At 75.3% G+C, this 21,193-nt stretch carries 22 protein-coding genes and 1 riboswitch; of the genes, 13 read left to right on the top strand and 9 right to left on the bottom strand.

Features of this window, described 5'->3' with window-relative positions; translation table 11 throughout:
- The first annotated feature begins 102 nt into the window (after window positions 1–102).
- Both B086_RS0111695 and B086_RS0111700 read left to right on the top strand, forming a co-directional pair.
- Window positions 103–678 (top strand): pyridoxamine 5'-phosphate oxidase family protein, encoded by a 576-nt coding sequence (locus tag B086_RS0111695; RefSeq protein WP_018566595.1) that lies wholly within the window; start codon window positions 103–105, stop codon window positions 676–678.
- A gap of 149 nt (window positions 679–827) precedes the next feature.
- Window positions 828–1,355: a DUF4232 domain-containing protein gene (locus B086_RS0111700; RefSeq protein WP_018566596.1), complete on the top strand. Its 528-nt coding sequence runs from the start codon at window positions 828–830 to the stop codon at window positions 1,353–1,355.
- A gap of 74 nt (window positions 1,356–1,429) precedes the next feature.
- On the opposite strand, the gene B086_RS0111705 is transcribed toward B086_RS0111700, so the two are convergent.
- The 3 genes from B086_RS0111705 to B086_RS0111715 all read right to left on the bottom strand — a co-directional run bounded on the left by B086_RS0111705 (window position 1,430) and on the right by B086_RS0111715 (window position 3,103).
- Window positions 1,430–2,104: a TetR/AcrR family transcriptional regulator gene (locus B086_RS0111705; protein ID WP_018566597.1), complete on the bottom strand. Its 675-nt coding sequence runs from the start codon at window positions 2,102–2,104 to the stop codon at window positions 1,430–1,432.
- Between the two features lie 71 nt (window positions 2,105–2,175).
- On the bottom strand, window positions 2,176–2,685 hold the full coding sequence (locus tag B086_RS39800) for a 3-hydroxyacyl-CoA dehydrogenase family protein (protein WP_018566598.1): 510 nt from the start codon (window positions 2,683–2,685) through the stop codon (window positions 2,176–2,178).
- Window positions 2,686–2,722: 37 nt separating this feature from the next.
- Window positions 2,723–3,103, bottom strand: a complete 381-nt coding sequence (locus tag B086_RS0111715; RefSeq protein WP_018566599.1) for a VOC family protein — start codon at window positions 3,101–3,103, stop codon at window positions 2,723–2,725.
- A gap of 125 nt (window positions 3,104–3,228) precedes the next feature.
- On the opposite strand from B086_RS0111715, the gene B086_RS0111720 reads away from it, so the two are divergent.
- From B086_RS0111720 to B086_RS0111735, 3 genes are all read left to right on the top strand, one after another.
- Window positions 3,229–4,233, top strand: a complete 1,005-nt coding sequence (locus B086_RS0111720) for a helix-turn-helix transcriptional regulator (protein WP_018566600.1) — start codon at window positions 3,229–3,231, stop codon at window positions 4,231–4,233.
- Window positions 4,234–4,460: 227 nt separating this feature from the next.
- Window positions 4,461–5,717, top strand: a complete 1,257-nt coding sequence (locus tag B086_RS0111725) for a hypothetical protein (RefSeq protein ID WP_018566601.1) — start codon at window positions 4,461–4,463, stop codon at window positions 5,715–5,717.
- 538 nt (window positions 5,718–6,255) lie between these two features.
- The gene (locus B086_RS0111735; protein WP_018566602.1) at window positions 6,256–7,413 is read left to right on the top strand and encodes an LLM class flavin-dependent oxidoreductase; all 1,158 of its coding nucleotides are present in this window, start codon (window positions 6,256–6,258) and stop codon (window positions 7,411–7,413) included.
- 23 nt (window positions 7,414–7,436) lie between these two features.
- On the opposite strand, the gene B086_RS0111740 is transcribed toward B086_RS0111735, so the two are convergent.
- From B086_RS0111740 to B086_RS0111765, 6 genes are all read right to left on the bottom strand, one after another.
- Entirely contained in the window at window positions 7,437–8,000 is a 564-nt protein-coding gene (locus B086_RS0111740; RefSeq protein WP_158690383.1) for a hypothetical protein, read from the bottom strand.
- Between the two features lie 129 nt (window positions 8,001–8,129).
- Window positions 8,130–9,533, bottom strand: a complete 1,404-nt coding sequence (locus B086_RS0111745; RefSeq protein WP_026252328.1) for a purine-cytosine permease family protein — start codon at window positions 9,531–9,533, stop codon at window positions 8,130–8,132.
- Window positions 9,523–9,618: riboswitch (TPP riboswitch) on the bottom strand. Its footprint overlaps the gene before it by 11 nt.
- A gap of 75 nt (window positions 9,619–9,693) precedes the next feature.
- Window positions 9,694–10,713, bottom strand: a complete 1,020-nt coding sequence (locus tag B086_RS0111750; RefSeq protein WP_018566605.1) for a DUF2891 domain-containing protein — start codon at window positions 10,711–10,713, stop codon at window positions 9,694–9,696.
- Window positions 10,713–11,363: a pyroglutamyl-peptidase I gene (pcp, locus tag B086_RS0111755; protein ID WP_018566606.1), complete on the bottom strand. Its 651-nt coding sequence runs from the start codon at window positions 11,361–11,363 to the stop codon at window positions 10,713–10,715. Before pcp ends, B086_RS0111750 begins: the two co-directional genes overlap by 1 nt.
- Window positions 11,364–11,426: 63 nt before the next feature.
- Entirely contained in the window at window positions 11,427–12,401 is a 975-nt protein-coding gene (locus tag B086_RS0111760; RefSeq protein ID WP_018566607.1) for a DUF979 domain-containing protein, read from the bottom strand.
- The gene (locus B086_RS0111765) at window positions 12,398–13,117 is read right to left on the bottom strand and encodes a DUF969 domain-containing protein (RefSeq protein WP_018566608.1); all 720 of its coding nucleotides are present in this window, start codon (window positions 13,115–13,117) and stop codon (window positions 12,398–12,400) included. Before B086_RS0111765 ends, B086_RS0111760 begins: the two co-directional genes overlap by 4 nt.
- A 217-nt stretch (window positions 13,118–13,334) precedes the next feature.
- Between B086_RS0111765 and B086_RS0111770 the strand changes: the two genes are divergently transcribed.
- From B086_RS0111770 to B086_RS39805, 8 genes are all read left to right on the top strand, one after another.
- Window positions 13,335–14,087: a LamB/YcsF family protein gene (locus B086_RS0111770; protein WP_018566609.1), complete on the top strand. Its 753-nt coding sequence runs from the start codon at window positions 13,335–13,337 to the stop codon at window positions 14,085–14,087.
- Window positions 14,084–14,731 carry a 5-oxoprolinase subunit B family protein gene (locus B086_RS0111775; protein WP_018566610.1) on the top strand — a complete coding sequence of 216 codons (648 nt, stop codon included), beginning with the start codon at window positions 14,084–14,086 and terminating at the stop codon, window positions 14,729–14,731. Before B086_RS0111770 ends, B086_RS0111775 begins: the two co-directional genes overlap by 4 nt.
- On the top strand, window positions 14,728–15,603 hold the full coding sequence (locus tag B086_RS0111780; RefSeq protein WP_018566611.1) for a biotin-dependent carboxyltransferase family protein: 876 nt from the start codon (window positions 14,728–14,730) through the stop codon (window positions 15,601–15,603). The genes B086_RS0111775 and B086_RS0111780 overlap by 4 nt, the downstream gene beginning before the upstream one ends.
- 94 nt (window positions 15,604–15,697) lie before the next feature.
- On the top strand, window positions 15,698–17,290 hold the full coding sequence (locus B086_RS0111785; protein ID WP_018566612.1) for an SDR family oxidoreductase: 1,593 nt from the start codon (window positions 15,698–15,700) through the stop codon (window positions 17,288–17,290).
- Window positions 17,291–17,334: 44 nt separating this feature from the next.
- Window positions 17,335–18,711, top strand: coding sequence for a cryptochrome/photolyase family protein (locus tag B086_RS0111790; RefSeq protein ID WP_018566613.1), 1,377 nt, complete (start codon window positions 17,335–17,337; stop codon window positions 18,709–18,711).
- Between the two features lie 65 nt (window positions 18,712–18,776).
- On the top strand, window positions 18,777–19,481 hold the full coding sequence (locus tag B086_RS0111795; RefSeq protein ID WP_018566614.1) for a TetR/AcrR family transcriptional regulator: 705 nt from the start codon (window positions 18,777–18,779) through the stop codon (window positions 19,479–19,481).
- 119 nt (window positions 19,482–19,600) lie between these two features.
- Entirely contained in the window at window positions 19,601–20,134 is a 534-nt protein-coding gene (locus B086_RS0111800; RefSeq protein ID WP_018566615.1) for an SRPBCC family protein, read from the top strand.
- 193 nt (window positions 20,135–20,327) lie between these two features.
- The coding region (locus tag B086_RS39805) for a PP2C family protein-serine/threonine phosphatase (RefSeq protein WP_018566616.1) at window positions 20,328–21,193 on the top strand (866 nt) is incomplete at its 3' end.

A 21,193-nucleotide genomic window follows, 5' to 3' on the forward strand; every position in this document is an offset into this window, starting at 1 on the left:
TCTGTCGTACGGCGATGACTCCGGAGCGGCCCGGCGGTCGTTGTACGGGAGAGGAACACCGAGAAGGAACGGAACCGAGAAGGAACGGAAAGGAACACCGCCATGCCCGTACAGCAGCCCACGACCGACTTCGACGCCCGCTACAGCTCCGCGCTGCGTCCCCGCCCGGGTGCCGCCGAGGCCACCGCCACCCCGTGGTCCGAGGCCGAGCGGCGGCTGCGGGCGGCCGAGATCTTCTGGGTCTCCACGGTGCGCCCCGACGGCAGGCCGCACGTCACGCCCGTGATCGCGGCCTGGCACGACGGCACGCTGTACTTCTCCACCGGCCCCGGGGAGCAGAAGGCCAGGAACCTCGCCCGAAACGCGCACTGCGCGCTGACCACCGGGGCGAACGCGCTCACCGAGGGGCTCGACCTCGTGGTCGAGGGGTGTGCCGAACAGGTCACCGATCCGGCCCTCCTGGAGGAGGTGATCGGGGCCTACGAGGCGAAGTACGGGCCGCACATCACCTCGCCCGAGGGCACCTTCCACGGCATCGGTGACGCCTTCCGCGACGGCGGCGCGGTGGTCTTCGCGGTGGCCCCGGCCACGGCGTACGGCTTCGGCCGCGACCAGGGTGTCTACACGCACACCCGGTGGACCTTCCCGGCGGCGGAGGCGGCCGGGCCGGAGTCCTGAAGCCGCCGGGACACCCGCAGCGGGCCCCCGGCCGCCTGTGGCAGTCCTGAGACATTCCCGGTCCGGGGGAGGGGGCAGAGATGGTGTCGACCATGGTTCCGGCGGAGGACACCCGGCGGGACCATCAAGCAAGGCAAGGAGTGTTCAGCATGCGTTCCCACACGAAGTACGCGATCGCCGTCGCCACCGCCGCGCTCACGGGGGCCGCCTGTACGGGCGTCGCGCAGGCGTCCCCCACGGCGCACCGCACCGCCTCCGCGGCAACCCGCGCCGCCGCCCCCTCGGCCTGCCGTCCGGCCAACCATCTCGCCCGGGTCACCCAGGACCAGGCCAGCTCCGGACACAGCCACTACCGCGTGACCCTGACCGCGCCGCGCGGGTACGAGCCGTGCACACTGGCCGGCTCGCCCACCGATGTGCGGTTCTCCCGCAACGGCGGACAGGTCGCCGTCGCCGCGGGCCGCTACGGGGATCAGAAGGCGCCGGTGACCTTCGGACCGGGCCACCCGGTGCACTTCGACATCCAGGTGCCCGGCCAGGGCCGCGGGGCCGCCGCCGACGGGGTCGCGTTCACGCTGCGCGCCCCGGACGGGGAGATTCCCGGCACGTCCGTCGGTGAGGGCACCCTCACGGTGACCCCCGGCACCCTCGTCGGACCGGTCCAGAGCGGCGCCTGACCCGCCCGCCCGGTGCGTCCCGGCGCGGTGCTCGCGCACCGCCGGGGACGGGACGCGCCGGGCACCTTCGCGGCTCACCCCTGGAACGGCCCGCCCACGCTGTCGTCCGCCGGGGTCCGGGCGGGCGGCGCGGTCGTCCTCGGCGCCTCCTCGGTCAGGGCCTCGATCAGGTGCGGGACGAGGCGGTGGGAGAGGCCCCGGACGTCGCCGTCCCGGGTGCTCCGGATCAGATGGAGCGCGGTCAGGCCCTCGGACAGCGCCACGATCAGCCGGGTCAGGTCCTCGGCGGGCACGGACGGCCGGCGGCCGGTCGCGCTCAGCGCGCGCAGGACCAGGCGCGACAGGCCCTCGGTGAGCCGTTCCTCGTGCGCGGCCAGCGCCCGCGCGGTCTCCGGGGAGCGCGCCGCGTGCAGCGTGAACTCCATCGAGACCACGAACCAGCGCCGCTCCTCGGGACGCTCCGCGATCCGGTCCAGGAACTGCGCCACGGGATCGGCCCGCGGGTCCAGCCCCGCCGCCGTCTCCTCCAGCCGGGCCAGCAGCCGGTCGGTGTGCGCGTCGTACAGGGCGAGGAACAGCTCCTCCTTGTCCCGGTAGTTGGAGTAGAAGGCGCCGCGGGTCAGTCCGGCCCGCTCCACGATGTCGCTCACCGAGGTGGCGTGGAAGCCCTTCTCGGTGAACAGGGCCAGCGCGCTCTCCAGCAGGCCGGCGACGGTGCGGGGACGTCGTTTCGTGGGTGACTTGGGCACGACGGGACCTTTCGTACGGCGGTGGCGCGAGGGCCTCTGCGGGACCAGTGTCCAACGGCGCGCCCGGTGCTTCAGCCGCCGGTGCCGTAGTCGTCGGAGAAGCCCCGGCCGCTCTTCACCCCGAGGTGCCCGGCGTCGACGTACCGGTGGAGCAGTTCGCGCGGGCCCGCGGGCAGTTCCGGGCGCTCGGCGGCGTAGTGGTCCTCGATGTCCAGGACCACGTCGAGGCCGACCTTGTCCATCATGCGGAAGGGACCGGCCTGCGAGCCGCTGTTGATCTGCCACATGCGGTCCACCTCCTGCGGGGTCGAGACGCCCTCGGCGACCACGGCCAGCGCCTCGCGCTTGATGGCCGCCCAGATGCGGTTGAAGATGAAGCCGGTGCTCTCGCGGCGGGCCTCGAAGGGGTGGATCCCGTACCCGGGCAGCACCCGCAGCAGCAGGTCGAGGACCGCGCGGTCGGTGAACTGCCGCGCCGGGTACGACGAGGAGTTGCTGGCGAGGATCGCGTCCGGGTCGGCGAGCGCGGGCTCCGGACGCGGATGACCGCTAAGCCATACACCCCGTATCGGATACACCATGTATCCGATACGGGGTGTATGGCAAACGGTCCGGCCCTCACTCCGCGGCGGCCGGCGGGGTGAAGAAGTTGACCAGGTTGCCGTCCGGGTCGCGGAGCAGCAGCGAGCGGTTGCCCCAGGGCATGGTGGTCGGCTCGGTGACGAAGTCGGTGTCCGTACCGGCCAGGTCCCGGTGGACGCGGTCCACGTCGTCGACCCGGAACTCGACGATCACGCTGTGGTTGTCGGCCGGGCGGGCGGAGCCCGGCGCGAAGAGCGGCACGGTGCGGGTGCCCGCGACGGCCAGGGTCGCGGTGGGGGTGCGCAGCTCGGCGAAGTCCTCGGTGGCCCAGGTCGCCGCCACCTGGGTGGCCCGCTCGTAGAAGGCGACGAGGCGTGCGACGTCGGCGGTGATGATGCGGATCGAGACGAAGTCCATGGCGTTCTCCTGTGCTTCTGCGGCATGCCCGATGGGGCGGTTGCGGCTCGTGCGGCCGCTGCGTCTTCGAAGGTAGGACAGATAGTGGACAGAACCGGTCCACTATTGCGGCTAGCCTCCACGGCATGACCCGACCCACCGGACGCGTGCTCACCCTCCTGGAACTGCTGGAGTCGGGCGGCACCCGGACCCTCGCGGAACTCGCCGACCGGCTCGGCGTGGACCCGCGCACCGTGCGGCGGTACATCGGCCATCTGCACGACCTCGACATCCCCGTCGAAGCGGTGCGGGGCCGCTACGGGGGCTACCGGCTGGCCCCCGGCCACCGGCTGCCGCCGCTCATGCTCGGCGACGGCGAGGCGCTCGCCGTCCTGCTCGGCCTGGTCGCCGCGCACCGGACCGGTCTGACGGCGGCGACGGCCACCGCGAGCGAGACGGCGGCGGCCAAGATCCGCCGCGTGCTGCCCCGCCGTCTGGCGCACCGGCTCGACGCGGTGCTGGACTCGCTCACCTTCACCGGGCCGCCCGGCCCCGGCCCGGCCGCCGCCCCCGACGCCGGTGTCCTGCTCACCGTCGCCGACGCGGTACGCCACCGCAGGCCCCTGTCGATCAGGTACACCGACCGGCGCGGCAGGCACAGCGAGCGCACTCTGCACGCGGACGGTCTGGTGGTGCACTCGGGCCGCTGGTACGTCACCGGAACCGACCCCGGCATCGGGGAGGAGCGCACGTTCCGTCTGGACGGCATCACCGGCGCGCGCACTCTCCCCGGGATGTTCGAGGCGCCCGCCAGCGGGCCCGAACCGGCGGAGCGGGTCCTCACCGGCTTCGCCACCGCCGCCTACCGGCACGAGGTGGTGCTGCACGTCCACGGGACGCTCGCCCGCATCCGGACCCGGCTGCCCGCCTCCGTCGCGACCGTGGAGGAGGCGCCGGACGCGGATCCTGTCCCCGAACGCTGGTACCGCGTCACCCTGCGCGTGGAACGGCTCGACTGGCTGCCCCCGGTCCTCGCCTCGCTCGACCTGCCCTTCGCCGTCGAGCGCCCCGGCGAACTCCGCGACCTCGTCGCCGCGTTCGCGGACCGCGTCGCCGAGAGCGCCCGCCGGACGCTCCCCGGGCCGCCCTGACGCACGCGCCGTACGGACCTGTCGTGCGCGCGCCGCCCTGGCCACCGGTCGGATCCCCGCGTCCCCGCGTCCCGAGGCGCGGGACGGCCATGTCCGCCTGGCGGACGCCCTCTTGCCGGGGCCGTGCCGCGCGCTCAGGATGATTCCCTACTTATCCGATAGGAAAAATGGAGAATGGTGGGGGTCGCCGTGAGCACACCCGTTGCGCGTCCGTCCGGGGTACGACGATGAGCGGGGCCGCGGAGGCCGGCGCCGCCGGTGGCACCGACGACGCGGCCGGGGGGACCGGGATCTGGCAGCGGGTCGCCCAGGACCTCGCCGACGACCTCGCGGTGGACGCGATCGACCGCGACCGGGCGGGGAAGCCGCCCTACGACGAGGTGGCCCGGCTGCGCGACTCCGGCCTCACCGCCGCCCTCGTACCGCCGGGCGCGCGGGGCGCGGGCACCGGGTGGCGGGACGCCTGCGACATCGTCCGCCGGATCGCGGTCGCCGACGGCTCGATGGGTGAACTCCTCGGCCGCCACTACGTGCTGTCCTGGACCGCCCGCTTCCTCGCCGAGCCGGGGCGCGCGGCCGACCTGGAGTCCCGTGCCGCGCACGAGCAGTGGCTGCTGGCGGGCGGCACCGGACCGGACGGCACGGACGAGACCCGGCACCCCGGCGACCCGGGCGCCGGCCTGACCCTGACCCGGACCGGTGACGGCTACCGCCTCAACGGCCGGCGGGCCCTGCCCACCGCCGTGGACACGGCCGACCGGCTCGTCCTGGACGCGGTCCGCGTGTCAGGCGGCGACGCCCTCGTCGTCCTGGTGGACCCGCACCACCCCGGGGCCGGCCGCACCCCTGTGACCGACCGGCTGGGCCAGCGGCTCACCGGCGCGGGCACGGTGGTCTTCGAGGACGTCCCGGTCGGCCCGTCCGACGTCATCGGGGCCGCCGCGCACGACGAGGACGCGGTGGCTCCCTCGGCCACCCTCGCCCCGCTGGCCCTGCGGCTCATGCTCGCCCAGGTCGTCCTCGGCGTGGCCGAGGGCGCGCTCGCCGAGGCGCGCGACCTGGCCCGTGCCGCCTCCCACGCCCGGCCCGTGAACGGAACGGGGCTCTGTCCCGACCTGCCCCCGGGCGCGGACGCCGACGTGCTGTTCGCCTTCGGGGAACTGGCGCTGGCCGTGCACAGCGCCTCGGCGGTCGTCGACCGCGCCACGGCCGCCATGGCACGGAGCCTGGACGCCGGACCGGAGCTGGACACCGAGCGGCGCGCGGACACCGCCGCCCTCGTCGCCGCCGCCGAGACCGTCACGGCGCGGTCGGCCCTGCACGCCGGGGAAGGGGTCCTGGAGCTGGCGGACGCCGAGGGGCTCGACCGGTTCTGGCGCAACATCCGGGTGCTCACCGGACGCGGCCCCGCCGCCCCCCTCCTGCGCTCCCTCGGCGACCACTTCCTGCACGGCGCGCGGGCCTCTGCGGCCCCCTGGAGCTAAGCCCCCGGCCCGCCGGGCCCCGCCACCACCCGCCCCGGCCGACCGCCCCGCCGACGGCCCGTCAGCCGCCCCGCCGACGGCCCGTCGGGCGACCCGTCAGCCGGCCCGTCGGGAAGGGTCCGGCATCCGGTCACCTGTTGACGCGCGGCGCGATCTCTTGCTCAATGGAGGGCATGACGGCCCGGCAGCAGCGCTTGACCACGCGCGACCACATCGACTTCGGTCGGGTGTGGTCCGCGGCGTGTCGCGCCTGACCCGGCAAGGGCCCGCCCGACCGGCCCGCCCCGCTGCCTCCGGGTGACCCCACCGCGGACCGAGCGGCTTCCGCGCACGTCCGCGGTCCCCGGCGCTTCCTCTGCGCAGCGCACCTGTCCGTACCCGACGCCCGGATCCGCACCCGGCGCCCGAAGCCGTCGCATCGTCCCGCTCCGCTTCCCCGCCGCGCTGAACCGGCGGCGCGGCGAGCCGACGCCGCCACGCCCGCGCGCCCACCGCCACCCCGGCTTCTCCCCGGCCCAGCAGACGAAAGGCCCCTCGCATGCCCGTGGAATTCCTCGGCATCGCCGCCACCAACGACGGCTCCGAGACCACCCCGCGCTCCGGCGCCGCCTTCGACAAGGACCACACGCTCCGCCTCGCCCGAGCGCACGAGGAGTACGGCTGGGACCGGGTGCTGTTCGCCTACGGCTCCGGATCCCCGGACCCCGCGCCGGCCGCCGCGTACGTGGCGAGCCGGACCGAGCGGCTGGGGATCCTGCTCGCCCACCGGCCCAACGTCTCCTATCCCACCTTCGCCGCGAAGACCTTCGCCACCCTGGACCAGATCAGCGACGGCCGGCTGACCGTCCACTTCATCACCGGCGGCAGCGACCACGAGCAGCGCCGCGAGGGCGACACCCTGACCAAGGACGAGCGCTACGCCCGCACCCGCGAGTACATCGGCGTCGTCAAGAAGATCTGGACCACCCGCGAACCCTTCGACCACGAGGGCGAGCACTACCGCTTCCACGACTTCGTCAGCGATGTCTTCCCCGTCCAGCAGCCGCGTCCCGGCGTCTCGTTCGGGGGCTCGTCGCCCGCCGCGTACGCCGCGGGCGGCGCCGAGGCCGACATCTACTGCCTGTGGGGCGAGCCGCTGGCCCGGACCGCCGAGCAGATCGAGTCCGTGCGCGCCGCCGCGCGGGCGGCGGGCCGCACCGACCTCCCGCGCATCCAGGCCGCCTTCCGCCCGATCATCGCCCCGACCGAGGAACTGGCGTGGGAGAAGGCCCACCGCACGGTCGGCGCCATCCGGGAGCGGCGGGCCGCCGGTGCGGTACGGCACCACCGGGGCGACGCGCCGCAGAACACCGGCTCCCAGCGGCTGCTCGACATCGCCGCGCAGGGCGAGCGCTACGATCGCGCGCTGTGGACCCCCACCGCCGCCGCGACCGGCGGTGCGGGCAACTCCAACGCCCTGGTCGGCACCCCGGAGACGGTCGCCCGCGCGCTGCTGGACTACTACGACCTCGGCGTCGACATCCTCTCCGCCCGGGGGTACGACCTGCTGGACGACGCGATCGACTTCGGCCGGTACGTGATCCCGCTCGTCCGCGAGGAGGTCGCCAGGCGCGACGCCGAACGCGCGGCCACGGCCGCCGCCGACGCGGCCGGGCAGGGTTCCCGGGTGCTGGCGCAGGCGGGTGAACGGGCGTGAGACACAGGCGACCTGAGCGGCCGTCAGGTGTGTGCGCCGCCCGCGAGCGCGACCCTGGCGATCTCGACGGCGGTGGCGTCCGACGCCATGGAGCACAGCACCTGCCCGCCGACGTGCTGGAACCGTATGCGCTGGACGGTCATGCGGTTGCCGCCCTGGCCGACCGTCGTGGTCTCGGCGCGCTCCACCACGCGGATGTCCCGCCAGGGGTGCGCGACGGCCTCGTCCCTGCCGGTGAGGACGAGGCCGCCGTCGAAGGCATGCATGCGGGGCAGGCGGCCGTCGCGGTGCCTCTCGTGGCGCAGGGCCGCGAGGGGCAGCGCGACGGCGAGGGCCAGGAAGGCGGCGCCGAGCGCGGTGACCGCCGTGCCGTGGGAACCGGCGGTCAGGCCGATCCCCGGCGCCAGCAGGACGACTCCCGCCCCGAAGCCCGCGCAGCCGACGTCCCCGCCGCCGAGCGCACGGGTGGCGCGGTGCGCGCCGAACCCGTGCCGCTCCGCGACCCGGGCCGCATGCTCGGTCGCGGCAACCGCCCCGGACCGCGCGGCCCGCGCCCCCGTGGCGTTCCCCGCCTTCTCGTGCGCCACCCGGCCCACCGCCTTCCCCTGCGGCCCCGCCCGGCCCGTCCGCGGGACACCTCGCTGCGGTGAGCATGCCCAACTACGGGTTGGCGCGCACGGTTTCGGCGAGATCGGTGCTCTCGGCGGCCGGTGCCGTCAGCGCCGCAGCCGCAGCCCCCGCAGCGGCGCGTAGACGAGCAGCGCGGCCACGAACGCCACCGGATAGGCGAGGTCGGCGCCGTGCAGCGCCTCGGCGGCCGGACCCAGGTAGAGGCCGGTGTTCATGAAGGGCACCGCGGCGGCGAAGGCGACGGCGAACGCCGTCAGCGCGGGCCACCACGGCTGCGGGCGGGCCGTCTCCTCGGCCAGGTCGACCGGGCGGCCGCCGCGGGCCCGTGCGCGGGCGGCCCAGTCGACGATGACGACGGCGCAGAACCCGGGGATCCAGTACCCGACGAAGAGCAGGACGTTCTGGAAGCGGGCGGTGGTGTCGGCGGCGTGCATCCAGAGCACCAGCGGGAAGCCGAGGACCGCGGCGAACGCGGCGGCCACCGGGCGTGGCAGGCGCACCCCCATCGTCTGGAGGGCCAGCGAGCCGCTGTAGTCGTTCATGGCGTTGCTGCACAGGGCCGCCAGGGCGACCGCGAGCAGCCCGAACGCGCCGAGGGCGCCGCCGCCGAGGAGCCGGTCGACGCCCCGGGCGGTCTGGTCGGTGAACTGGGCGGCACCCCACAGGCCGAGCGCCTGCACCGCGACGAACGACAGGCCGATGCCGAGCAGGGTGCACCAGAACATGCGCGGACGGGAGGCCGTCCGGGGCAGATAGCGGCTGAAGTCGCTGGCGTAGGGGGCCCAGGACAGGGCGAGGCTCAGCGCGACGGTGCAGGTCAGGACGAACGCCCCGGCCCGGTCGGCGCCGTGCGCGGTGGCGCTCGCGCCGGTGTGGCCGCCGTCGGCGAGCTTGACGGCGACGACGGTGAAGGCCGCGGCGAGCCCGAACGTCATGACCGTCTGGAGGCGGTGGATCGCCTCGTAGCCGAGCACGCCCAGCGCGCCCTGTCCCGCCATCATCACCAGCACCCCGGCCCAGAACGGCCAGCCGCAGAGCTGGGCCAGCGCGTCCCCGCCGAACAGGCCGATCAGGGCGTCCCAGGCGATGGAGGACAGCCATTGCAGCGCGCCCGGCACCGTGACGGCCCGGCCGAAGGCGAGGCGGGCCAGCGGCAGCTGCGCCGCACCGGTCCGGCTGCCCCAGGTGCCCAGGTAGGCGGTCGGCACCGCGCCCAGCAGGGTGCCGAGGACGACGGCGGCCAGCGCGGTCGGGAAGTCCAGGCCGAGCGTGATGCCGACCGTGCCGGTGAACACGCCGGTCATGGTCAGATTGGGGGCGAACCAGACGGTGAACAGCCGCGCGGGGCTGCCGTAGCGGGCGTCCTCGGGGACCGGGGCGATGCCCCGCGCCTCCATGCGCAGATCGCCCGGGGCCGTCGGCATCCGCCCGTCGAAGACGTGCCGGGGATCTCCGGGGGCCGCTTCACCGCGGGCATACGGCACTGACATGTGACATCCCTCCGCCAGTCCTAACTGGTTCAGGTTCGACGGGTGTGATCTCAGCCCCCGTGCGGGGGCACCCCGTGTCCAGGTACGCCGGTCAGGATAGCCCCGCCCTCCCCGGCGGCGTCGGGGAGGGCGGGGCAGGGCGGGGGAGGGGAGGGGCGGGTCAGCGGCCGGTGCCGGGCTCCGGGTCCAGGGCGAGGACGGCGAAGGTGGCCAGCCAGTGGTCGGTGGTGAAGTCGCCGCGCTCCACGGCGGGCAGGCCCGCCGCGAGATGGGCGTCGGCGGCCCCGGCGAGCCGGGCGCGGACCGGTCCGTCCGGCAGCGCCGCCGCCAGGGAGCGCAGCGCGGCGGCCCGGCTGAGGGCGAGGCCGAGCAGATGGCCGATCTGCGGATCGGTGTGGTCGGAGACCACGGGCACGTCCAGCGGCGGGCAGGGCGCCCCGGTGCCCAGGGCGGGCAGGAACCGGTCGAGCCAGGACGCGAACCGCTCCGGCTCCAGCACCCGGCGCACGGCGTCGGCCTCGGTCAGGGCGGGAGACAGGAAGTCCTGGCCGGAGGGCTCCCAGTGCGCGGGCGCGTCGTGGTCGTCGGCGAACCAGGCCAGCAGCCGGTCCCGCACGGCACGGTCGGTCGCGGGGGACAGCTCGCCCGAGTCGAGGGCGAGGCCGAGCGCGAAGGCGCTGTTGGGGTGGTTGCCGTGGCGTACGGGATAGGTGGCCTTGGGCAGCCAGTCGGCCAGCAGCCGGTCGACGGCGGCGACGCCCGGTGCCAGCGCCGCGGCCCAGCGGGCGCCCGGCTCGCCGCCGTGGGCGCGGCACTCGGCGGCGAGCGCGAGGAGCCAGGCCCAGCCGTAGGGCCGCTCGAAGGAGGGCCGGTCGAGCAGGTAGGCGGCCTCGGCGGCGATGTGCCCGGTGCTGAGGTGCCGGTCGAGCACGGCGGTGAACGGCGCGGTGCCGGGCAGCGCGGGGGTGCCGCCGTAGCGGCGCAGCAGCCGTACCAGCAGCCAGTGCATGTGGACGCTGGAGTGCCAGTCGTAGGCGCCGTAGAAGGCCGGATGGAGGGTGCTGGGCCGGGTGTCCTCGTCCGGGGCGGCCACCAGGTGGGCGGGGAAGTTGGGGTACTCGCGGGTGATGTTGGCCAGGGCGAGCCGGGCGAAGGGCGCCGCGTGGGAGGCGAGGGGCATCAGTGGGTGGCCCCCTCGGTGACGCGCAGGTCCTGTCCGGCGGGTGTGCTCGCGGCGGCGGCCAGCAGGGCGCGCAGCCCGCGGGCCACGGTGGCGGGCTCCAGGGCGGGCGCGGAGCCGTCGGTGACCTGCTCCGGCGCCCAGGGCACGTGCACGAAGCCGCCGCGCACCCCGGGGAACTCGGTGGCGAGCAGATGGCCGAGGCCGTAGGCGACGTGGTTGCAGACGAAGGTGCCCGCGGTGTTCGAGACGGCGGCCGGGACACCGGCGGCGCGCAGGGCGGCCACGCACGCCTTCACCGGGAGTGTGGAGAAGTAGGCGGCGGGGCCGCCGGGGATCACGGGCTCGTCGACGGGCTGGGCGCCGGCGTTGTCGGGGATGCGGGCGTCGTCGATGTTGACGGCGACGCGTTCGACGGTGACGGCGGGCCGGCCGCCCGCCTGGCCCAGGCACACGACGAGGTCGGGGGCGCTCGCCCGGACGGCGTCCCGCAGCGCGTCGAGGGCGGCACCGAAGACGCAGGGCAGCTCGGCGGCGGTGACGCCGAGGCCGGTGGGCGGTTCGGCGGCCAGCAGCGAGGCCGCCTGCCAGGACGGGTTCACCTGTTCGCCGCCGAACGGGGCGAAGCCGGTGACGAGCACACGGGTCATGGGGCTTCCTTGAGGAGGTACGAGGGCCAGGGGGCGGGACGGCGGGCGCGGCGGCCCGCGGGCTCAGAAGGCGAAGACCGCCATGATCACGATGCAGCAGCCCAGCAGCGGGATCGCCGTGGGTATCTGCGCCTTGATCGGCCCGTACTGGTCCTTCAGTTCGAGCAGGGTGGCCGGGACGATGTTGAAGTTGGCGGCCATCGGGGTGCACAGCGTTCCGGCGAAGCCCGCCAGCATGCCGATCGCGAGGACGGCGGCCTCGTTGCCGTGCATCTGCTGGATGAGGACGGGCCAGCCGATCGCCGCGGTCATCACCGGGAACGCGGCGAACGCGTTGCCCATGATCACGGTGAACAGGAACATGCCCAGGCAGTACGCCAGCACGGCGAGGTACTTCGAGTTGTCCGGCAGCACATCGTCCACGATCTTGCCGACCTGGGTGCCGACCCCGGCCAGCGCGAAGATCGACCCGAGCACGGCGAGCAGCTGCGGCAGCAGCAGCGCGGAGCCCATCGCCTCCAGCATCGAACGCCCGGAGTGCAGCGGGACGGAGATCTTCCGCTCGCCGGTGACCAGCATGCCGACGACGAGGGCGACCACGCAGCCGACCCCCAGGCCGATCAGGGTGGCCTTGCCCGTCTCGAACAGGCCGGAGTCGTCGAGCACCGAGGCGCAGATGATCGCGACGACCGGGATCGTGAGGGCCGGAACGAAGATCTTGCTGCCCAGCCGGGCGGCCGAGGTCTCGCGCTGCTCGGCGGTGGTGGTGACCGGGACGCCCTTGCCGAGGAAGTTGAATCCGGCGAGCACGATCAGCACGAGGACCGCCACGCCGAGCGGTTCGGCGGGCAGCGTCCAGCCGCCGTTGTGCGCCTCGCCGTTGGCGACGCCGGTGCCGTAGGGGAAGGTGAGCCCGAGCAGGCCCCAGAACGCGGCGGAGGTCCACCGCTTCGGGTTGCTGCGGTCGGCCGCCATCTGCACGGCCATCACGACGAAGACGAGCCCCACCAGCCAGTAGAGCCATTCGACCTTGATCACTTGGCGGTTCCCTTCGGGAGCGGCAGCTCGTGCTCGGCGGCGGCCAGCGCCATGTCGCGTTCCAGTTGCCGGTCCAGGAGCAGCAGCCGGGCTCCGTGGATGAGGAAGGCGCACACGGCGAGCGGGATCGCCCACAGGGCCAGCTGGGTCGGTTCCAGTTCCTGGTGGTACGTCGAGTTCACGAATCCGGTGATCAGGAGGATCGAGCCGATCGCGATGAAGCAGTCCTCGCCGAAGAAGACACCCACGGTGTCGGCCGAGGCGGCGTAGGAGCGGACCTTCTCGCGCATCCGCTCGGGCAGCGCCGCGCCCGTGGTGCGCTCGGCCGCGGCCTCGGCCATGGGGGCGACGAGCGGCCGTACGGTCTGCGCGGGGCCGCCGATGCTGTTGAGGCCGAAGGCCGCGGTGACCTGGCGTACCAGCAGATAGACGGTGAGGAACCGGCCGGCGCTGAGGCTGCCGAGGCGGCCGATGAGATTGCGGGCCTGTTCGCGCAGGCCGTAGCGCTCCAGGAGGCCGATCACCGGGAGCACGATGGCGAAGACGGTGACCGAGCGGCTGTCGGCGAAGGACCGGCCGAAGGCCGCGAGGACCTCCTGCGGGTTCATCTTGCCGAGCAGGCCGGTGACGATCCCGGCGACGCCCACGACCAGGACGGGGTTGCGGCGGGTGACGAATCCGAGGATCACCACGACCACACCGAGGAGAACGATCATGCGCGGCCTTCTTCGGGCGTTGGGGACGGGGGCGCCCCGCGGGGGACGCGGATCCGGGACCGGATCCATGGGGAAGATGCACGGACCTTAGGCGATCGTTGAACGATCGAACAAGGGGTGAATTCACACTGCTGCCATCGGGCCGACATGTTCCCCCTTCGCCGGATCGTCCGCCACCCCCTTGTCGGATCGTTCAACAATCGTCTACGTTCAGGGTGTGATCGACCTCAACGCGGACCTCGGTGAAGGCTTCGGCCGCTGGACCCTCACCGACGACGACGCCCTCCTGTCCGTCGTCACCAGCGCCAACGTCGCCTGCGGATTCCACGCCGGCGACCCCGCCGTGATGCGCCGCGTCTGCGACCTCGCCGCCGAGCGCGGCGTACGCATCGGCGCCCAGGTGTCCTACCGCGACCTGGCCGGGTTCGGCCGGCGCGCCATGGACGTGCCCGGCGACGAACTCGCGGCCGAGATCGCCTACCAGATCGGCGCCCTCAAGGTCTTCGCCCAGGCCGCGGGCGCCGACGTGGTGTACGTCAAACCGCACGGCGCCCTCTACAACCGTACGGTCCACGACGCCGGACAGGCCGCCGCGGTGATCGCCGGAGTGCGCCTGGCCGGTGGTGAGCTGCCCGTGCTCGGCCTGCCCGGCTCCCAGCTGCTCGCCGCCGCCACAGAGGCCGGCCTCACCGCCGTGCCGGAGGCGTTCGCCGACCGCGCCTACACCCCGGAGGGCACCCTTGTGCCGCGCCGCGAGCCGGACTCCGTGGTCACCGACGAGGACACCGTGGTGCGGCGCGCCCTCGCCTTCGCGGTGGACGGCGCGGTCCGCGCGGTCGACGGCAGCACCGTCGCGGTCGCCGCCCGCTCGCTGTGCGTGCACGGCGACACGCCCGGCGCCGCCCGGATCGCGGCCCGGGTCCGTACGGCCCTGGAGACCGCCGGCGTCCCGGTCGGTGCCTTCGCATGAGCCCGGACCGGTCCCCGACCCTGCGCCCGGCGGGCCGTCACGCCCTGCTCGTCGACCTGCCCGACGCCGAACGGACCGCCGCCTTCCACGCCGAACTGCTGCGGCGGCGCGCGGCCGGCACCCTGCCGCCCGTCGAGGAGATCGTGCCCGGCGAGCGGACCGTGCTGCTGGACGGCGTACCGGACCCGGACGCCCTCGCCCGCGCCCTCACCGGCTGGGACGTGCCCGACCGGGCCGCCGACACCGGCGAGGTGGTCGAGATCCCCGTGCGCTACGACGGCCCCGACCTCGCCGACGTGGCCGCCCTGTGGGGGATCGGCGCCCACGAGGTCGCCGCCCGGCACTCCTCGTACACCTACCGCGTCGCCTTCTGCGGCTTCGCGCCCGGATTCGGCTACCTCACCGGGCTGCCCGAGCCCCTGCACGTACCGCGCCGCGCCACCCCCCGCACCCGGGTCCCGGCCGGTGCGCTCGGCCTCGCCGGTCCCTACAGCGCCGTGTACCCGCGCGCCACCCCCGGCGGCTGGCAGCTCATCGGCACCATGCCGGACCCCGCCGCGCTGTGGGACCTGACCCGGGACCGGCCCGCGCTCCTCACCCCCGGGACCCGGGTCCGGTTCGTCACCGAGGACACCGCCGCATGAGCACCACCGTCACCGTCGTCCGCCCCGGCGCCCTCACCACCGTGCAGGACACCGGCAGACGCGGCCACGCGCACCTGGGCGTGCCGCGCTCCGGCGCCCTGGACGCCCCCGCGGCCCGGCTCGCCAACCGGCTGCTGGGCAACGAGCCCGGTGCCGCCGTCCTGGAGACCACCGTCACCGGCTGCGCCCTGCGCCCCGACCGCCCCGTCACCGTGGTCGTCGGCGGTGCGCCCTGCCCGGTGACCGTCGACGGCCGGCCCGCCGCCTGGGGCGCCCCGGTGCATGTGCCCGCGGGAGCGGTCCTCGACGCGGGCCCCGTCACCGCGGGCGTGCGCGCCTACGTCGCCCTCGCCGGGGGCATCGCCGTCGCCCCCGTCCTCGGCAGCCGCTCCACCGACCTGCTCTCCGGCCTCGGCCCGGCCCCGCTGCGCGCGGGCGACGTCCTCCCGCTGGGCGACAGCCCCCCGCCGGACGCGGCCGCCCGCACCGCCGCGCTGCCCGGCGCCGCCCCCTGGCCCGCGCCGCCCGCCGAACTGGTCCTGCCGCTGCGGCCCGGCCCCCGCGCCGACTGGTTCACCCCGGCGGCGCTGCGCACCCTCTTCTCGGCGGCCTACCGCGTCTCCCCGCACAGCAACCGCGTCGGCCTGCGCACCGAGGGACCGCCGCTGGAGAGGGCCGTGCCCGGCGAGCTGCCCAGCGAGGGCATGGTCCTCGGCGCGCTCCAGGTCCCGCCGGACGGCCGCCCCGTGGTGTTCCTGCACGACCACCCCACCACCGGCGGCTACCCGGTGATCGGCGTCGTCGCCGCGTCCGGCCTGGCCGCCGCCGCCCAGGCGGCGGTCGGCACACCGGTCCGCTTCACACCCGGCTGAGCCGCCCGCCGCCCGGCCGGTCCGGTTGGACCGCCCGCGCGGTGGAACCCGTACCCCCGACCACGACACCCCGGAAGGCGGCGGAGGCGGGACCATGCACGAGGAGCGGACCACCGGATCCAGCGGGGACGAGCGGCCGGATCGCCGGGGCACAGGGACGGCCGGCCGCGCCCCGCTGTGCCTGGTCACCGGCGCCACCGGCTACATCGGCGGCCGCCTGGTCCCCGAGCTGCTGGACGCCGGGTACCGGGTGCGCTGCCTGGCCCGCACTCCGGCCAAACTGCGCGACCACACCTGGGCGGACCGGGTGGAGACCGTCCGCGGCGACGTCACCGACGCGGACTCGGTGGCGCGCGCCATGGAAGGCGTGGACGTCGCCTACTACCTCGTGCACGCCCTCGGCACCGGCCGCGACTTCGAACGCACCGACCGCGAGGCCGCCCGCGTCTTCGGCGAACAGGCCCGCAGGAGCGGCCTGCGCCGCATCGTCTACCTCGGCGGACTCACCCCCGAAGGCGTCCCCGAGGACCGGCTCTCCCCGCACCTGCGCTCCCGCGCCGAGGTCGGCCGCATCCTGCTCGACTCGGGCGTGCCCACCGCCGTGCTGCGCGCCGCCGTCATCATCGGCTCCGGCTCCGCCAGCTTCGAGATGCTGCGCTACCTCACCGAACGCCTCCCGGTGATGGTCACCCCGCGCTGGGTGCACACCCGCATCCAGCCGATCGCCGTACGCGACGTGCTGCGCACCCTCGTCGGCTGCGCCGCCCTGCCCGGTGACGTCAGCCGCGCCTTCGACATCGGCGGCCCGGAGATCCTCACCTATCTGGACATGATGCGCCGCTACGCCGCCGTCGCCCGGCTGCCCCGTCGCCTCATCGTGCCCGTGCCCGTGCTCACCCCCGGCCTGTCCAGCCACTGGGTCGGTCTGGTGACCCCGGTACCGGCCTCGATCGCCCGCCCGCTCACGGAGTCCCTGCGCCACGAGGTGGTCTGCCGGGACCACGACATCGAACGGTACGTGCCCAGCCCGCCCGGCCACCCCTTCGGTGTCGACCGGGCCCTCTCCCTGGCCCTGCAACGCATCCGGGACGCCCAGGTCAGCACCCGCTGGTCCTCCGCCTCCGTACCGGGCGCGCCCAGCGACCCGCTGCCCACCGACCCCGACTGGTCCGGCGGCAGCCTCTACACCGACGAACGCGAACGCGAGGCCGACGTGCCGCCCGGCGCCCTGTGGGACGTCGTCGAGGGCATCGGCGGCGAGAACGGCTGGTACTCCTTCCCGCTGGCCTGGGCGGTGCGCGGCTGGCTGGACCGGCTCGTCGGCGGGGTGGGACTGCGCCGGGGCCGCAGGGACGCCCGGCGGCTGCGCGTCGGCGACTCGCTGGACTTCTGGCGGGTGGAGGAGATCGAGCGCGGCCGGCTGCTGCGGCTGCGCGCCGAGATGCGGCTGCCGGGCCTGGCCTGGCTGGAGATGCGCGTGGACGGCGACGGCGCCGGACCCGTCCGCTACCGGCAGCGGGCCCTGTTCCACCCCCGCGGTCTGCTCGGCCACCTGTACTGGTGGAGCGTCTCGCCCTTCCACGCCGTCGTCTTCGGCGGCATGGCCCGCAACATCGTCCGCGCCGCCTCCCGCGCCCAGGAGGACCGCCCCGCGCCGGTGCCGCACCCGGCGGCCGCGAGCCGGTAGCGTCGCCCCGGGCCGGGCCCGGCCACGGAGGAGGAACTGAGCCCATGCGTGTTTCGGTCGTCCTGTTCACCTCCGACCTGCGGGTGCACGACCATCCGCCGCTGCGCGCCGCCCTGGCGGGCGCCGACGCCGTCGTCCCGCTCTTCGTGCGCGACCGCGCCGTGACGGCCGCCGGGTTCGACCCGCCCAACCGCGCCGCCTTCCTCGCCGACTGCCTGGCCGACCTGGACGCCGCGCTGCGCGAGCGCGGCGGACGGCTCGTGGTGCGCGGCGGCGATCTGGTGGAGGAGGTGTGCCGGGTGGCGGCCGAGGCGGACGCCGCCGAGGTCCATCTGTCGGCCGCGCACAGCCGGTTCGCGGTCCGCCGCGAGGAGCGGCTGCGCACCGCGCTGGAGGCCGCCGGGCGCCGCCTGACCGTGCACGACGCGGTCACCGTGGCGGTACCGCCCGGCGAGGTGACCCCCGCCTCCTCCGACCACTTCGCCGTCTTCACGCCGTACCACCGGCGCTGGGCGAAGGCCCCGCTGCGCGCGGCCGCGGCCGCCCCGCGCCGTGTCCCGGTCCCGGACCACGTGCACGGCGAACCGCTGCCGCGGCGTGCCGACGTCGGCGGCCTCTCGCCCGCCCTGCCGCCCGGCGGCGAGCGCGAGGCCCGCCGCCGCGTCACCGCGTACTGGCGCAGCGGCCTGGACGACTACGAGCGCACCCACGACGACCTGGCGGGCGACGCCACCTCCCGGCTCTCCGCCCATCTGCACTTCGGCACCCTGTCCCCGGTGGAACTGGTGCACCGGGCCCGCCGCCGCGGCGGCCCGGGAGCCGACGCCTTCGTACGGCAGCTCGCCTGGCGCGACTTCCACCGCCAGGTCCTCGCCGCCCGCCCCGCCGCCGCCCACGCCGACTACCGCACCCGGCACGACCACTGGCGCCCGGAGCGCACCGCGCGGGCCGACATCGAGGCATGGCGCGAGGGCCGCACCGGCTACCCGGTCGTCGACGCGGCGATGCGCCAACTGCGCCACGAGGGCTGGATGCACAACCGCGCCCGCCTGCTCACCGCGAGCTTCCTCACCAAGACCCTCTACGTCGACTGGCGCGTCGGCGCCGCCCACTTCCTGCACTGGCTGGTCGACGGCGACATCTCCAACAACCAGCTCAACTGGCAGTGGACGGCCGGCACCGGCACCGACAGCCGCCCCAACCGGGTCCTCAACCCGGTCACCCAGGGCAGGCGGTACGACCCGGACGGCGCCTACGTCCGCCGCTGGGTGCCCGAACTGGCGGACGTCGACGGCCGCCGGGTGCACGAGCCGTGGAAGCTGCCGGGACCCGAGCGCGCCGCGCTCGACTACCCCGATCCGGTGGTCGGGCTGTCCGAGGGCCTGGCGCGCTTCCGCCGGGCCCGCGGCCGCCCGCACTGAACCGCCGCCGTCCGCGCGGGCCCCTTGTGGTGGACACCGGCCGGGACAGGGGAGGATGAGCGGTCATGAGCAAGACACCCACGCGGATCCGGCTGGCGGACGCCGCCTTCGCGCTCTTCGACGAGCGCGGGTACGAGCAGACGACCGTGGACGACATCGCGGAACGGGCCGGAGTGGGACGTACGACGTTCTTCCGGAACTACCGGTCCAAGGAAGCCGTCGTCTTCCCCGACCACGACCGGCTGCTGGAGCTGATCCGGGACCGGCTGGCGACCTCCAGCCACCGCACCGCCCTGGCCGCCGTCTCGGACGCGGTGCGCCTGGTCCTGCTGCACTACGTCGAGGAGGGCGGCCTCGCCCGCCGCCGCTACGCGCTGACCAGCAGGGTGGCCGTCCTGCGCGACCGGGAGATCGCGAGCGTGGCGCGCTACCAGCGGCTGTTCCGCGAGTTCATCGCCGAGTGGATGGGCGCCCCCACGGCGTCGGCGTCGCTGCGCGCCGAGCTGATGGCGGCCTCGGTCGTCGCCGCCCACAACCATGTGCTGCGGCGGTGGCTGCGCGGCGAGTCGGCGGACCCGGTGGCGGAGATCGACGAGGCGATGCGCGAGGTGCTGGACCTGTTCCCGGCACCGGGCACCCGCCCGCACCCCGCGGAGGGCGGCGACGGCGGCACCACCGTCGTCGCCTTCCGCACCGGGCAGGACCTCGACGCGCTGCTGCCCTCGCTGCGCCGCCTGGTCGAGGGGACCGCGGGGACCGAGGGAGATTGAAACGGGAGATGGAACACACCCGCGCGGGCGGCGCGTTGGACTAGCCTGCGCATGATCGGCCTGCCCGCGGACGCGGGACCCGGTGGCCGGTCGGCGACGGTTCTCACCTGGGGGAAGAGATGCACGATGCCGAGGGTCTGCGCGTCCGCTGCGAGGTCCGCGTCCGGGCGGATCCCGCCCGGGTGTGGCAGCTGGTGACCGACATCCACCTGCCCGCCCGGCTCAGCCCGGAACTGCAACGGGCCGAGTGGCTCGACGGCGCCGACCGGCCCGCCCTCGGAGCACGCTTCGAGGGCCACAACAGCAACCCCCTGGCCGGTGACTGGCGCACCGTCTCCCACGTCGTCGAACTGGACGAACGGCGCGTCTTCGCCTGGGCCGTCACCGACCCGGACGGCCGCTACGGCGCACCGGCCCAGGACCTCGCCCAGGCCCTCGCCTTCTGGCGCTACGAGCTGGAGGCGGACGACGGCGGCACCCTGCTGCGCCAGTCGATGCGCGGCGGACCCGGCCGCAGCGGGGTCACCGTGGCCATCGAGCAGCGGCCCGACCGGAAGGAGGCGATCCTCGCCTACCGCCGGGACGAACTGCGCCGCGGCATGGAGGCCACCCTCCAGGGCATCAAGCAGCTCGCCGAGGAGACCGGCGGCTGACACACCCGGCGCCGCGCCAATACCGCTGCCCGCGCCCGCCCCGCGCCCGGCGCTCCGCCGACGACCTCCCGGCCGCCCGGCGCGCCCGGATGTCCTCGGCCCGCCGGAGCCGCAGACTGGAGGCGATCCGCCGGTCCCCCCGCCGTCCCGCACGGCGGCGGCACCGGCGGCGGCGCCGTCAGGAGGGAGCGTGATGAAGCGGGAGCCCGCACCGCCGGGAGGACCGTCCGGCGAGCCGGTACCGGAGCCCGCGGCGGCCCGGCTGCGGCTGCTGGCCGAGGCGAGCCGGGCGCTGGCCTCGGGCCTGGACGCGGAGGAGGCACTGCGCCGCCTGGCCCGGGTGGTGGTGCCCAACCTGGCCGACGCCTGTGTGGTCGACGTCGTCGACGGCGAGGGACTGCGCCGTCTCACGGTCACCGACCGGGACCCGGAGCGGGCGCTGCGGGTGCTGCCGGGGGGATTCCTGCCCGGCCCGGACGACTCGGGCGCCGCCGTCGCGAAGGTGCTGCGCGGAGCGGGCCCGCTGGAGATCACCGACTTCGGCGAACCCGACCCGCAGGACCCCCTCAAGGCCGCCCAGCGGGCGCTGTACCGCATGCTGGGCGCCGGGACCGCGCTGATCGTGCCGATGCGCGTACGACGGCAGACACTGGGCGCGCTGACGTTCGTGCGGCGTGCGCCGGGTGCCGTGTTCGACGAGCAGGAGCAGGCGCTGGCGGCGGATCTGGGGCACCGGGCGGGGCTGGCCCTTGACAACGCCCGGCTGTACGCGCTCCAGCAGTACACCGCCGAGCAGCTCCAGCTCTCGCTGCTGCCCGACCTGACCGGTCTGGCCCGCCTCCAGCTCGCCGCCCGCTACGTGGCCGCCCGCGAACGCGCCGAGGTCGGCGGGGACTGGTACGACGCCTTCCCGCTNCCCGACGGCTCGGCGGTGCTCGCCATCGGCGACGTCGTCGGCCACGACCTGGCCGCCGCCGTCCGCATGGGCCAGCTGCGCAACATGCTCCGCGCCCTCGCCTACGACAGCGGCGACGACCCCGCCGGAGTGATGAGCCGCCT

Origin of the sequence: Streptomyces sp. PsTaAH-124 (assembly GCF_000373685.1) — a bacterium.
Classification (GTDB): Bacteria; Actinomycetota; Actinomycetes; order Streptomycetales; family Streptomycetaceae; genus Streptomyces; species Streptomyces andamanensis.